This is a genomic window from Mycoplasmopsis anatis, assembly GCF_900660655.1.
In the GTDB taxonomy this organism is placed as follows: Bacteria; Bacillota_I; Bacilli_A; order Mycoplasmatales; family Metamycoplasmataceae; genus Mycoplasmopsis; species Mycoplasmopsis anatis.
In genome coordinates, this window is the sequence record NZ_LR215035.1 from 922,148 (window position 1) to 938,028 (window position 15,881).

A 15,881-nucleotide genomic window follows, 5' to 3' on the forward strand; every position below is an offset into this window, starting at 1 on the left:
CTGTCGGAAAGGAATTTTTTATATGCGTTTTAAAAAAACAATTACATCTAGTTTATTAATTTTAAGTAGTTTAACATTTTTAAGTTTATCCTCTTCATGTAATAAAAATAAGGAAAATAATGATGTGATAAATATTTCACTAATTTCTCCTTGGATGGAAGATGAAAATAAACCTGAACAAATAAGAAAGAGTTTCGAAAGCAAATTACAATCAATTATAGGAAACAAAGTAAAAATTAAGGTTTCGTACTCTTCTGATGACTATTTAGTTAATTTACAAAATATTAATAAAGGGGTGGTAGATTTAGCGTTTGTTTCACACTCTAGTTTTGAGAATTATATAAGTGAAAATCAAGATAAAAGTAACAGAATTAAACCAATAATCCAAACATTAACTAAGTCGTTTAAGTATGATACTGATAATTTTATCTATGTAGATGGAACTGAAAATGACAAAATTATCTCTAATGCCAAACTACAAAGTGAATTATTTAATAAAAAAAGATATAGCGAATGAGATTATCCATGGAATGGTTCTGTATATGAATATTTTTATGATGATAAACTTGTAGATTTTCAACGGGGAATAATTTGAATATCAGGAACTGATGATGTAAGGCAAAAAATAATTAAAGCATGAAATGAAAAAGATTGAAAAACTTTTAGAAGTTTTGGTATTGTTCATGGTAGTGCTGATTCAGGAAGTAAATATTTATTACCTGAGAAATTATTAAAAAAGCATTTTAATAAAAACGATAATGCATTTAGCTCATTAGCTTCAGAAATAACAAATTATTCAAATTATTTCATAAACGGAAAAACAAAAGACATGCTTAAAAATAATCATTTTCATATTTGTTTTGATAATGAAGGTTCATATTCTTGAACTCAAAATACAAAAGATAATATAGATAAGTACACTCCGCTAAATAACGAAAAAATGGAAATTTTAGCCTTAACAGATCCTTTACAATATAACATTGGTGTAGTAAATACTAATAAAGTAAATTCTGAAATACAAAACTTAATTGTTTCATCTTTAATTCAACTTTACACTTCAAATCAAGATGATTGAGGAAAAACTGTTGGATTTTATGGTTATGCAAAATATAAATAAAATTGAATTGAAAAACCTTTTTGTGTCTGATAAAAATAATTTGTTATTAAGTAATATTAATCTTGATTTTCATGAAGGTGAATTAGTTGGAATCATAGGAAAAAGCGGAGCTGGTAAAACGACAATTTTAAAAACAATTATTTCATTTGACAATATAAAATCAGGTGAAATATCGTTTAATGGTTCAACAGTAAAAGCAAAAAAAGATATCAAGAATTTTAGGAATAACATATCATATATTTCACAATTTCCGAACTTAGTAAATGACATTAGTGTACTCGATAATATAAATAGACTATGTGAATTTAGAACAAATTGGTTTAAAAGAATCTTTTGGAACCCAAAAACAAACGAAACAAAAAAACTCATCGATATTCTTAGAAAGTTTGGTCTTGAAAATAAAATATTCGAGAAAACCGATAAGTTGTCAGGAGGGGAGAAGCAAAGACTTTTGATTGCAATTGAATTTTTTAATGATAAAGCAATTATTTTTGCTGATGAACCCACTTCAAATTTAGATGTATTAAACTCAGAGAAGATAATGAAAGAATTTAAGGAGGTGTCAAAAAATAAATTGATTGTTATAAATATTCATGATCTTAATTTAGCAACAAGATTTTGTGATAAGTTAATTTGTTTAGAAAATGGTACCGTTAAGAAAATAATTCATAAAGAAGATTTTAGTAAAGGTAATTTAAATGAATTTTTTGACTAATATTCAAAATTTACTATATTGAAAAAATGGTAACAACAAAAAAATCAAGTCATTTTGAAAATATTTGATTTATCTAATTTTGATTGCTTTCTTTATATATTGCTTAATTGATTTAAACTTTTTTACAATTTATTCAGATAATTTAATTGACTTAAAAAACACAATTTACAAATTCTTTTTATTCAATACATTTGATGAGAAAAATTTTGTAAATAATAGTTTATGAATGATTAATTGAATATATTTTTCAAGAACCATTCAATACGTTGTTTTAGGTAATTTTTTTGGTTTTATTTTTTCTATATTCACCGCTTTTTATTCTACTAAGAAATTCCATAAAAATAAATATGCAATATTGCTTGTGAAATTTATAATTATTTTCTTAAGAGTTTTACCGGTGTTTGTTTTTATTTCATTAATAAGTAATTCATTTAGTGGAGTTTTAGGAGCCTCTCTAATAATATTTTGATTTACTTGAATATGATTAAGTTCATATTTGACTAATCTTTTTGAAAACACTTCAGATGTGGAATATTGACAAATGATCTACTCAGGTAAAAGTAAGCTTAAATCATTTTATAAAAATATAATACTAAGAAATCGACCAAAAATAATACTTATGTATTTTCTGTCTCTAGAATCAAATATTAGATGAACCACTGTTTTAGGTGCTGTAGGTATTTCAGGTATAGGTTTTTTATTTGAATTATATCAATCTAAAAATGAATATCTTGCAATTACTATTTTATACTTGTTTATATTAATTTTCTCATTAGAAATAATTATGCTTATATTTAACAAATGACTTTTTAACGCCCATAGATTAAAAACAAATTCAATCATGTTAAATAATATAAACAATCGTAAATTACACATAGTTTTATTAATATTGTTTTTGGTAACCATTTTAATATCGGTGGGAATTATTAAAGATTTTCAAACACAAAAAATTAACTTCCATAACTTCTTTAGGACACTTATACGCTTTTTATCTCCTAATTTTAGTGACTATAATAAATCTGAGTTCAACGGGTTGCTTTGGACATGAAGAATTATTAAACAGTCGTATGTTTGTCTTATTATCTCATTATTTTGCAGCCTAACTTATTCAATATTTTTATCTGAAAAAATGAATCATTGAATAATTTCGTATATTTTTAGAACAGTTCTATCATTTTTAAGAATGCTTCCTTCGATATTTGTTTTCTATCTATTAAACATTTTTCTCGACAGTGTTGGTGCTATGAGTTGAACTTTAGCTTTTACTTCATTTAGAGGGTTAACTAAGTATATTTCTGAAAGTATAAATTCTATTGATATAAAATACTTTGAATACTACAAAATAATGAAAAAAAACAAAATTTTTACTTATAAAAAATTAGTGCTACCATTTATCAAAAAGGATTTAATAAGTTACATTCAATTAGAATTCGAAAACACTTGTAGAGATAGTTTATTTTATGGTTCTTTTACAGGTTGAGGCTTAGGAAACTTATATATTATTTATAGTAAAAAGGATGATATCGAAAAAATATCAGCAATTTTAATACCCATTACTATTATGTTTGTTTTATTCGAACTAATATCGATGTATTTAAGAAGAAATCGAAGGTAATCAAGTCACATGATATGTGATTTTTTTTATAAAAAATCACGAATTAATCGTGATAATTATTATTTTTTATTGTAATTATATTTTTCATATAAATCTGGATTATTTTGTAATAAATAATGTTTAGCAACTTTTCTGTCAATTAAAACTTCAGCGATTTTTTGCGGATTTATATTCATTGTATCTCTATCTTTTTCTGTAGTCATTGACATAAGAGTTCTATATTCTTTTTCTATTTCACCATCTACTAAGGTGATTTTTAGTGATCTAGGTAATCAAGAACGAATAAAATTCATCTTAAACGCTTTAGATGTTTGTGATTTAAATTGATCATAATGTTGTTTTTTGATTTCTTCAAATTCTTTATCACTCATTTGTATTTGCTTATTTTCAATTTTAAATTGGGAAATAAAATCATGTAATCTTCTATCAATTTCTGAATCAATAAGTTCTTTAGGTTCATCTTCAGAAATGTCAATTTTGTTTATAAGTGATTCATAAATAGAAAGAGCATAATTGTGTAATTCTTTATTGAATAGTTGTTCAACAACGGTTGAAATAATAAATTTCTTAGCATCTTCTCTATTTTGTATCTCAGGAACTCCAATAAGTGTTGCATTTTCATCGGTGATAGGCATATTTTTCACTTCTCTAACTCTAATAACATCGACTCCATATTCTTTATTCTCAATGTTGATTTCAACATGAGATCCAACTTTAGCACCTTCTAAGGCAACATCAAGTTCTTTGTGGAATGGATCTTTTTCACCTTCACTATCAAATATGTACTCGGTCTTGTTTTCTAAGTTTGATTGTCTATCTGTAATTTTAATTAATACTAAATTATTTTTCTCAATTGCACTATTAGCTTTATCTATTTTAAATGCATATGAATTCATAAATGAATCAATAAATGGTTGAATTTGAGGTGTTTCTTCTAATTTATCATTAATTTTATACTCTGGTTTAACATCTAAATTGCTAAATCTTTCAAGATTATCAATGTAAAAGAAATGCAATTCCGCAGTACACTCTTCTATTTTTGATACTATGTTTTTAACAAGAGGAGAGAAATATATTCTAGAATAATCATTTGAAAATTCCCTAAAACATTCACCAATTTTATTTGAAATAAAACTTGAAGTCGCAATATTTAAAATATCATTTTGATTAAAATCTTTCTTACCTGAGTTTTGTAAAAAATCAGTTGCATTTTTTTGCTCAGTTAATCATTCGTTTATATTAGCATCAATTTTTTTAATTAAAACTTTATTGTTTTCCATTTTTATTCAACCTCCACTGGTACACCATTTCAAATTAAGTAATTAATAGCTTCACCTATTGCATCATCTTCATGATCACCGATAACAAAATCTGCTGCTTCTTTTGCATCTTTGGTTCCATTACCCATAGCAATTCCAATTCCACATTTTGTAAGCATTTCTGTGTCATTTCCGCTATCTCCAAAAGCAATTACATCTTCGATTTTTAACTTAAGTTGTTGACACAAATATAAAAGCCCTTGGAATTTAGAAATACCTTTTTTATTAACATCTGTATAAACTGAATTTGTTAAAACAACTTGATATTTATCTCCAAGTGCTTTTTGCATTTCTTTAGTATTTTCTACAGCCCTATTTTTTGGACTTCTAATCGCTACTTGAGTAATAGATGCATTTTCTTCTTCTAGTGCAACTCTAACTTGGTCTTCAGTAAATCTATTTAATATTGATAAATCCATTGTTTCGTTTTCTAATCATGATGGTAAATTGTTATCATCATTTGAAAAAATAATTGTTCCATTGAAAGCATCTGTATCTACTGAAAAAATCAATTCGTCTTTTCTAGCTTTTTCTAACATTACTTCAAAAGCATCCATACCTATTGATCCTAATATGGTCGTTTCATTTTTTTCTAAATCAAAAATTAATGCCCCATTAGAACAGACTAAATAATCTATATATTTAAGAACACCATTATTTATAAGTGGAATTACCTTTAGCAAACCCCTACCAGTTGCAATTACATTTGTTGAACCAAATCTTTTTGCCTCCATTAACATTTTTTCAGTCTCGGGATGTAAGGTATTGTCTTTTCTTAAAATTGTTCCATCAAGATCAAAAGCTAAAACCTTATTTGCTAATCCTTTTTTCTTTCTACGAACAACAGGCATTAATTTTCAACCTTTCTTTTAAGAGTAGGAAATAGAAGAACATCTCTAATTGAACTCTTTTCGGTAAATAACATACATAATCTATCAATTCCAATTCCACATCCACCTGCTGGAGGCATTCCGTATTCTAACGCTTCTATAAAATCATAGTCTATATCACTAGCTTCGTCATTACCTTTATTTTTCTCTTCTAATTGCAACTCAAATCTTTCGAGTTGATCAATTGGATCATGAAGTTCGGTGTACATATTAGCATATTCTTTTGTGTTAATAAATAACTCTGCTCTTTCGGTAAATCTTGGGTCTTTTCCTTTAGCTGTTAAAGGAGAGATTTCGATTGGATGTCCATAAACAAATGTAGGTTGAACTAAGGTCTCTTCAATTAATACTTCAAAAAGTTCATTAATAATGTGACCAATTGTAAAGTATTTTTCAACTTTAACCTTATATTTCTTTGCTACTTCTACAGCCTCGTCAAAACTAATTGCTCTAAAATTTACACCTGTTGCTGACGAAACTGCGTCAACCATGTCAATTCTATTAAATGGCTTAGATAAATCAATTTCGACATCACCATTCATAACTTTTTCTTTACCTAGTTTTTTAGCTATTTCTTTGAAAAGTGTTTCTGTACGATTCATCATTCCTTCTAAATTAGAATAGGCTTCATAAAATTCGATACTTGTAAATTCAGGGTTGTGAGTTGTGTCGATACCTTCATTTCTAAAAATTCTTCCAATTTCATAAACACGGTCTCAACCACCTACTAATAATTTTTTAAGAGGTACTTCTGTAGCAATTCTTAAAACAAAGTCTTGACTTAAAGCGTTGTGGAATGTCTTAAATGGCCTTGCGGATGCACCTGAGATATAATGATGTAAAATTGGTGTTTCAACTTCGATATATTCTAAATTATCGAAATATCTTCTGATTTCCGAAATAATTCTACTTCTAGTTAACAATACATTTCTACTTTCATGATTCATAATCATGTCAACATATCTTCTTCTATATCTTTCTTCAACATCAGTTAAACCATGGAATTTTTCAGGAAGTGGTCTAAGAGATTTAGTTAATAATTTTAAGTTATTAGTTCTAACTGAAACTTCACCAGTGTGAGTTTTCATAACAGCACCTTCGATGTAAATAATATCCCCTAAATCAAGTGAATTTACCAATTGAGCTAATTCAACATGCTCTTTTTTATTAAAATAAGCCTGAATTCTACCATGATAATCTTGAATAACAATGAAGGGACCTCTCATAGTCATCACTCTACCAGCTATAGCAGTTGAAATATTTTGAGACTCTAATTCTTCTTTAGTTAAACTTTCATATTTTCTTGCCAATTCATCGCTATATTCGATGTTTTTCAAATCATATGCTAACTTAAAAGCATCAATATTATTTTCTTTATAAAAATCTAATTTTTTTCTTCTGATCAATTCTTGTTCAGTATATTTAAAACTCATTTTTTTCCTTTCAAATAATAAGTATATAAATTATATATATTTATTTAGTTTTTTTGTCCTCTAGTTTTAATAAAATATGCTATTTTATTGTTATAAATGGATAATTTAAACAAAAGCACAACCTTTTGTTGTGCTAATTTTTATAACTGTTTTAATTGATTTGGATGTATTTTATTCAAATTTCTTTTATCGCTAGTGATTTTACCATTTTCAACTCTGATAATTCTATCAGCTATAGGCATCATAGAAGGGTTATGCGACACCATTACAATTGTTGTACCTTCATTTTGATTAATATCATATAAATTCGATAAAACAATTCTTGTTGTGTTTTCATCAAGAGCTCCTGTCGGTTCATCAGCGAAAATTAATTCAGCATTTTTAGCCAAAGCTCTTAAAATAGAAATACGTTGTTGTTGACCTCCAGACATTTGAGCTGGATATTTATCCTTGACTTCATAAATTTCGTATTGTTTAAGAAGTTCGTTAATATCTTTATGTTTATCCTTGTTTTTTTGAAGGTAAAGCCCGGTTTCAACATTATCATACCCTGTTAAATTTTCTAATAAATTATAATTTTGGAAAATGAACGAAACATGTTTGCGTCTAAATAAAGTAAGTTGATTATCACTTAAGTAGGGAAGATTATTATCACAAACTATTACATCTCCATGACTTGGACGGTCTAAACCACTAATTAAATTTAGTAGTGTACTTTTACCTGAACCGGATTTACCGTAAATAATAATAAACTCACCTTTTTTAATTTCAAGGTCAACTTCGTTCAGCACTTTTGTCACAGTATTTCCAGAAAGATAATATTTACTTACTTTTTGAACTTCAATAATGTTCTCACTAGAATTTTTCTTATTAATGTTTTTATCTTTTTTACGTTTTGAGTTTGTAGCTTTGTTTAATAATTTAGCTATTTTATTGTTAACAATGCATTCTTTATCTTTAATTTCGTTATTTATGTAATCAAAAACATTATTTTTTGTGATTTTTAATTTCTTATTAAATTTAAACATTATTTTCCTTTCAATAATTCAACTGGTTTTATGCTATTAATGTGTTTTCATGAAGCAAAAGTAGTTATTCCAAATACACCAAAGATAATTATTAGAGTATAAATTACTTGTAAAATTCCCAATTTAATCGGAACTGCAATTGCTGCAATTTGTATCAATAAATTACTAAATACATTAATAATAATTAATGAGAAGGGAATAGCTATTAATGTTGAGATTATTATAAATGGAACAAAAATTGAAAAGAACATCGTAACTTTTTCTTTTTGGCTATAACCTAAAATAGATCATATTGCAATGTTTTTCTTGTTTTCATTAATTAAAATGTGAGAAATAATTACAATGATAGTCATAGTTATAATTAAACCTAGACTAATTATTATTGATGATAAACTTTCCATATTTGTTGAAATAGACTTGGTAAATGAAACTTCAATATCTTTAGATTCTAATGATGAAGCTGTTGTCATGTATAACCAACCATCAAATATTGCTGAATATTTATCTATTGAAGTCTCTGGATTACTTCTAAGATTGTTAAATACAGATTCATAATTATCAGATGATCCTGAACTTAAAAATAGCGCAACATCTTGTTTTGATGTACCGGAAGTTATCATTACACCATTTTCACCAAATAAATTATCATAAATTTCTTGTTTTTCCTTTAAATCAAGATTATTTATATCATATGTTGATAGACCAGCTCAATAACCTGATGGTGAATAAAGTGAAGTTGAACCTAATATTTGTGTTGCTTTATCTGATGAAGATAAAATACCATTAAACGCCTCATTGTCTTTGAACTTCATTTTATTTAACCCGGTAATTCTATCCGCATCTTTCTTAGCAATAATAAATTCTTGATTTATATATGTTTCACTAATACCTATAACTTTAAACTTATAATTTAGAGTTGGTAAATTATATTCAGAATTTATAGATTTACTTATTTTATAGGTGTATCTATCAATATGATTTAATACATTTAAATCTAATATTGAGTCAAGACCTAAATTAAATTTTTTAGCACTTACATGATTTATTACTAAAGGAATGTAATTAGATTCATTATAAGTATTAAGTTTATTGAGAAGATCTTCACCAGAAGAGTCAACTATTTTGATCAATTTTGAGTCTTGATTATATCCGTAAAGTTTGATTGTTTGATTGTCTATCTCACTTAAAACATAAGTGTATTTTTCATCATATTTAGAATCAAAATAAATACCACCAAAAGAAATTAAAAAGTCTTCAACATTATTTTGCTTAATTTTGTTATAAGCGTTAATTAAGAATTCTCTATATTCTTCTCTTAAATATTTTGTTGTAATTTGTTTAATATCATATTCTTTAGTTTTATCATTTCATTCATAATACATAAATTTTGAGTCAGTGATAACACTTTTATTAGGAATGTAATGGAAGAAGTTTAACTCTTTAGTTGTCTTTTCAAAATCTACTTGTCCATCTTCAGTTATAACTAATCCTTCTTGAGTTAATTCAAGATCTTTTCCTATTTTATCCCTAATCATGTTTATTCTAGATTTTTGTGAGTCAGGCATTGAATTGTAAGCGATTGATCATGGATCTACAGCAACACCAGAATCAACTTTAATATTTACAGAGAATTGTGAAAGAATATGTGAGGTAAATTCATCTGGAACACCATTTTTGCCGTCATAATTTATTATTGAAGAGTATCCTGGTCTGAAATAGTCTGCATAATTTCTTTTTAATTCTACTCCTTCACCTAATGGAACATAAAGTGATTTGTTTAAATCGTTAACATCAAAAGGATGTATTGCTCCACCTTGTGATGTAGGCGTTTCTAAATCATATTTAAACTTATAATGTCTATTTTCATAAGTTTTTTGAATTGATTTATCAAATACGTTGTATGTAGATAATCCAAATATTACTGTTATTCCAGTTAAAATGATGCTAAGTGCAAATGACATTAATTTTCAAAAACTATTAAATAATAAAGATCCACTAAATCTAACTTTAACTGAACTTCTTTTAAGGAATTGTTGAAATTTCACTTGTTTTTGACCGATTTTAATCTCAGTAATTCCAGACATTAAATCAATAGGTTTATAACGTAATGAAATTAATGATATTAATATTATTAATATTGACATTCCAATAAATGGAACAATAATTGTAAGAGCAAAACTCAAGAATGAGAATTTGTATGGATTAGGTGGTAATGTTCAATATGAACTAAATATTTTACCTATCGGTTCCTGTAATATAAATCCGATTATATAACCTGAAATTCCACCAATTAATGCAGTGAACATTGCAAAAACAGTAAATGACAAGGCAAGTTGAATTGTTGAATAACCTTGAGCTACTAAGATACCAATAACTTTGTTTTTATTGTTGATATATCTTCTTATAATAAAGACAATTGATGTCGAAACCAAAATAAGTAAAACTGTAAGAATGATATTAGAAACGTTCTGAATAGAATTAATTAAACCTGAGAGTATACTTACTCTAAGAGATCTTTCAGGGTTAATCGGATCCGTTTCAGTCGATGCATAAACTCTTTTTAATGATGTATTACTACTTTCTAGGTTGGAATTTACAACATTTATTATTGTTTGTTTTAAATCATCTACTTTAGTGCCTTCAGGACTTTTAATTAATAAATATTCTTTAACAACATTACCTTGATAAGCAAATCTAACTCTATCAAATCCATTTTTATTAACGTAAATTAAACCTTGATTTCTTGTGTCTACTTGAATATTATTTTCATCAATAACTGGATATAAATAATCGGCAGTTATGTCTTCACCTATAATTATAAACTTAATCCCATTTACATCGATTAGGAATTTAGAGTCAAGTGAATTGATTAATCTTTCTATCTCGGTAGGACTTTGAGGAATTTTACCTTCATAAATTGCTTTATTATTATTTGCTAAATAAGAGTAATTAACCTTTGCAACATATGAACTTGTGTCATTAAATTTAATAACATTTTCATCATATGTCGCTATAGTAATTGAGCTTAGTGTGTCTAAAATTAACTTTGTGATATCTATATCGAAAAAGGTAAATTTACCTATAAAATCTTTCATTTTAATGTTTAGGGTATTATCGATAACCAAATCAAGATCACTTTCATGTTCAAGAAGTGTGTTTAATGGTTTTTCATTCTTAAATAGTATTGAAAATATGTTTGACTCATTTTTAATTAACTCCTCGAAGTTAACAATTTTACTTTGAATGAATCAAGCCAAGTTTCCTTTTGAATCTTGATTTATCCCATTATTTGAATTGTCGGTAAACAACCAAATTAATAATTCGGGTGTTAAATTTCTCAAAATAGGATCTAGTAACACTGAATTTATACCAAAAAGAGTTGTTAATTCACTTATTTGGTCGTTGTCCAAAATAACTTTAAAAATATCCTTGTTATCATAAAATTTATCACTCTTTAAATCACCATCAATGAGATTTCTAACAAGCTTAGATAATAATGCTTCGCCATCTTGTTTATAATATTTATCAGATGATGCAATATAACTAAACATTTTAGTTATTTCTTTTTTGTGTTCAATTATAAATGGTTTAAATTCTATATTTTCGTTTATAAAATCATTTAATTGTTGATTTAATAATTTTCCTTCTTTTTCTTTAAAGAATAATTCAATCATTCCGTTTAGGTCGACAATTGAACGTGAAACTGTAAAATCTGCACTTTCTGGCAACGGTATATTTGATAATGTGGGATTTAATAATTTGGGATTATTGAAATATTCAATAATATCTCTTCTATTTGCAAACACTAATAAATTATGTGCAAATTTGACTTTTTGTTCCCTTGTATATATGTTTTCATCGAGCATAAATATATTGAATCATAATCTAAATAAGTTTAATCCATCTAGACCATAGCTATATTCAGTAGCTGGTGTATAAGGCACAAATTTATTCAATAAACCGCTTATGATTGTTCAATAGGTATTTGAACTTTCATGATCTATTCCAGAACCAAAATTGTAATTTATTAAGTATCTAGAAAGATTTCCTATATTCATATCTTTAGAAAGATTTATATGATTTCTATCGATTTTAATCATTTCTCTAACTTGATTAAATTTATCTACAAACTTATCAAATTCTTGTTTATTAGTTATATTATATTTTTCTAAAAACGTTTTTTCTAGGTAATTTAAGTCCTTTATGGACTTGAAATCTTTAGGTATATTTTCAAAAATAACTACGTCTTTTTCAAAATCATGTAATTTAGATGAAGTTGAGGTATTAGAATCGAATATTTTTATTAAATCAAAGAAGTCTAGTTTTTCTTCATCAGGCGATGGTATTAATAATCTGTTGTTTTCATCAATATTTATGATTGAGTTCTTGGATGAAATATTCAATCCTTCGATTAATAAATTTTTAATCAGTTTATTTGAACCTGGAATCGAAAATAATGCTTTTAAAGCAGATTGGAGTACATCTGAAATTTTAAATGAATAGATAGCATAGTTTTTCTTAATAGTTTCGTATTCTTCTAAACTTTTGTTATATGTAACTAATTCATCAGTTATTTTATAGATATTTAAATGTTTGTTTAATTCTGAAGAAAAAATATTAAAGTCAAATATCTCCAATATTTGAATTAACATAGATTTGAAAATATTAAATTTTTCTGAATTATTTGAGTCAAAAATCTTCGTTTCTGACAATATAGTTTTAAAGGCGTTTTGAGCGGAAGAAGGTAAAAGTGAAAATAATTTATTTGGCAGTGTACTATTTTCACCAATGACAAATGCGTTTCCATCTAAATTATTTAATATATTTATAATAGCTTTTTTTACTGTTGATTGATTTAATGAATCTAAAAGATAAATTATTATTTGTGAAGCACTTAATTTAATCTCTAGATCTTCATTATCGATTTTAACCACCTTGTTATGTTCACCGCTTTCATAAAAATTCATTACTTTTTCGGAAAATATTTTAAAGTTGAACGATAAAATTATATTTGATATGGAATCTAAAACTACTTTTGGATCTTTTGATAAATTAACTAATTCTGATGCACTAAAATATTTTTCTAAATCGAAACCAAAGAAATTATTTATAAATCCAAAAAAGTTAGATATTTGTTGAGTTAAATAAGTTTTCTGTTCATTAATAGTAGGAAAAGTTTCAAGTTTTATTTTTATATTATTAAATAATCCATTAATAATAACAGAGAAATAATCACCATTATTCGTTTGAGTTAGATTATGGATTAATGAAAAAATGGTTTTAGGTAATGTATTAGTATTTGCTTTACCTGTGAATAATTTATATAAATCGTTATCATTTAAAGCTTTTTTGAGCGAATCCATAAAAACTGATATAGATTCTTTAGAAATATAACCATTATGAACTAAATCACTGTCTAGTAGAACTTTTTCAATTGAACTTGTAAAAATATTAAGCGTTTGCTTATTCAAAGCTTCATCGACTATGTCCGCATTAGGAACAACATACCCTAGAGGAAGTGACATAGTATTTTTAAATGAATTATTATTTTTTGCTCACCCATTTGGGTTAATATATGTTGTTCTTAAAGTCCAGTTTTGACTAATTAATAAGTCAATTATATCGTTATCTTTTCAATAAATTGAATTGTGATTATTAAATTCAACATTCTTTCATGTTAATTCGTTGTTGATATTGTGTTGTTTAACAATGATTATTTTGTTTGAGTCGGAAGCAAAACCAAACCCATTAAAACGATTAATATCAGTTCCATTAATATCAAAATTTGCAAATTTAAAGATTTTAGTAGTTATAGTTTTATAATCACCGTTATTTGAGTTGAAGATTTCAACTGTCCCAATTTCATTATCAATAATAACGTATTTAGGGTCAACATTAAGACCTTGATTAAGATATTTAACCAATAGACCCGATACATATATAGGCAATTGATTGCTCTTGAAAAATTTGTCTTGATGCTCATCAATGAAATTTATTGATGTTTTATTATAAAACTCATTATAAAGTTTGCCAATATTTAGTTTAACGCCATTAACAATAGAATCTTGATTACCAACATTAATAAAATTGAATACATTTCTTTTGTTAGTATCTTGATCGACTGCGTCAATCGTTAAAGTTTGCCTATACCCTATATTTGCATCTGTTACAATTTCAGAAACTTTATCAACTAACCGTTTTTTAGTAATAATTAAAGAACCATTTTTAATTCGGTTGAAAGTGTCATCTTTAATGTTTTCATTATTTATATTATCAAGCTCATTATAAATATTTTCTTCATCAAGCTTATCTATTTCCTTAATTGTTTTAGTCCCTTCATAACTAAATTTTTCAAAATTTATAGAATTATTTTGGGAAGTTTTCGGAGCTATAGTTAATCTTAATTCTAAATCATCCTTAGAAACTTTAGAAGTTAAGTCAGATGTTTTAATGGTTTTAATATAATTTCCATTTTCATCAAAGAAATCCGTAAAAATTTCATCTTTCTTCTGTCAATACGAAAAATCTCTTAAGTTTTTAGGAATTTCAAAATTATTCCTATTTATTTGGTCATCAATATACGATTTAAAATCACCACTTCACTTATCTGCGTTAATTTCATCATATGTAATTGTATAATTTCATCTATTAAAGTATGAGTAAATGTTGTTTTTTGTAATTCATTGTTTAGGTAAGTCTAGCTCTATATTTTTAGGGAATGAAAATAAAATTTGTTGTTCTAGACTGGATAAACTATTTCCATTTAAATAACCAATCTGTATAGTGTTATCAATTATAAAATCTTTTACATTATTTGAATTATTAGTTATATATACATTTTTATTAATTAATTTATCAATTGTTGATGTAAAAATATAGCTATTATCAGCAAATTTATCAAAGCCTAAAAACTTAGTTAAATCCTTCGTTTCAATTTTATAAACTTGGTTAAGGTCATCTCATTTTTTACCTTTGATAAAATCAAATGTAGCTTCTAATGTGTTTACATTTATAAATAGTGTTGAAAATTCTGAAGCTATTATTGAACCATCTTCTTTTGTAATGATTTTAGCAATATCATTAAGTTTGTAAACTTTATCTAAATAAATGGTGGAATTAGGATCTAAATTTATCGTTTTAGTTACAATATTAAATTGTCCACCTGTTTTAGAAAATAGTTCGAAATTATATTCTTCATTAAATAAAACAGTTTTAGTATTTTCGTTGATATTGAAGATTACTTTATTTTGTAATTTATTATTATAGAAAATGTTGAAGAATTTAGATAAATCATCCTTCTTAATATATAAATTTTTGTAATGATTATTTAATTCTTTAAAAATAGAAAGATTTATGAAGTCATTTTCTTCATTGAATAACGAAATTCCGTATTCAGCTTTTAAATAGTTGTTTTCGTCAAAGTATCTTATCGGTTCATTATAATCCGAAGGTGTAAGAACACTGTTTTGATCATTTCCATTAATATAATAACCGTTATTGTATGCACTACCATTTGATGGTATATTTAAATCAAGGGTAAGATCGTGTAACTTGGATATTTTAATCCTTTCATTATACTCATCTGTCATGGATTTTGTTATATCACTAGTAAATGTAAAAACTGATGACGATAAAAATACTAGAATAGTTAGTCCAGTAATTGTAACTTTATTTTTAGAAAGAGATTTGAGCGTCTCCTTAAATAAATTCTTCATAATTCTCCTATAAATAAATTTAAATAATTATAATGATTTTTACAGAATT

General features: G+C 25.8%; 8 protein-coding genes. 3 read left to right on the forward strand and 5 right to left on the reverse strand.

Annotated features, from left to right (window positions below; all coding sequences use genetic code 4):
• Nucleotides 1-22: 22 nt before the first annotated feature.
• From cypl to EXC66_RS04055, 3 genes are read left to right on the forward strand one after another with little or no spacing between them, the layout of a single operon-like run.
• A complete protein-coding gene (gene cypl, locus EXC66_RS04045; protein ID WP_006886440.1) occupies nucleotides 23-1,117 on the forward strand; it encodes an ABC transporter thiamine pyrophosphate-binding lipoprotein p37/Cypl in 1,095 nt (364 codons plus the stop codon).
• A complete protein-coding gene (locus EXC66_RS04050) occupies nucleotides 1,101-1,832 on the forward strand; it encodes an ATP-binding cassette domain-containing protein (RefSeq protein WP_158004701.1) in 732 nt (243 codons plus the stop codon). Before cypl ends, EXC66_RS04050 begins: the two co-directional genes overlap by 17 nt.
• Nucleotides 1,816-3,447 carry an ABC transporter permease subunit gene (locus tag EXC66_RS04055; RefSeq protein ID WP_006886442.1) on the forward strand — a complete coding sequence of 544 codons (1,632 nt, stop codon included), beginning with the start codon at nucleotides 1,816-1,818 and terminating at the stop codon, nucleotides 3,445-3,447. The genes EXC66_RS04050 and EXC66_RS04055 overlap by 17 nt, the downstream gene beginning before the upstream one ends.
• Nucleotides 3,448-3,506: 59 nt before the next feature.
• Here EXC66_RS04055 and EXC66_RS04060 read toward each other — a convergent pair whose 3' ends face one another.
• The 5 genes from EXC66_RS04060 to EXC66_RS04080 form a co-directional block, all read right to left on the reverse strand.
• Nucleotides 3,507-4,727, reverse strand: coding sequence for a trigger factor-related chaperone (locus EXC66_RS04060; protein ID WP_006886443.1), 1,221 nt, complete (start codon nucleotides 4,725-4,727; stop codon nucleotides 3,507-3,509).
• Nucleotides 4,728-4,729: 2 nt separating this feature from the next.
• Entirely contained in the window at nucleotides 4,730-5,617 is an 888-nt protein-coding gene (locus EXC66_RS04065) for a Cof-type HAD-IIB family hydrolase (RefSeq protein ID WP_006886444.1), read from the reverse strand.
• Nucleotides 5,617-7,089 (reverse strand): lysine--tRNA ligase, encoded by a 1,473-nt coding sequence (gene lysS / locus EXC66_RS04070; protein ID WP_006886445.1) that lies wholly within the window; start codon nucleotides 7,087-7,089, stop codon nucleotides 5,617-5,619. Before lysS ends, EXC66_RS04065 begins: the two co-directional genes overlap by 1 nt.
• A gap of 140 nt (nucleotides 7,090-7,229) precedes the next feature.
• Nucleotides 7,230-8,117 (reverse strand): ABC transporter ATP-binding protein, encoded by an 888-nt coding sequence (locus tag EXC66_RS04075; RefSeq protein WP_006886446.1) that lies wholly within the window; start codon nucleotides 8,115-8,117, stop codon nucleotides 7,230-7,232.
• Nucleotides 8,117-15,832, reverse strand: coding sequence for an ABC transporter permease (locus EXC66_RS04080; RefSeq protein ID WP_040544327.1), 7,716 nt, complete (start codon nucleotides 15,830-15,832; stop codon nucleotides 8,117-8,119). Before EXC66_RS04080 ends, EXC66_RS04075 begins: the two co-directional genes overlap by 1 nt.
• Nucleotides 15,833-15,881 lie beyond the last annotated feature (49 nt).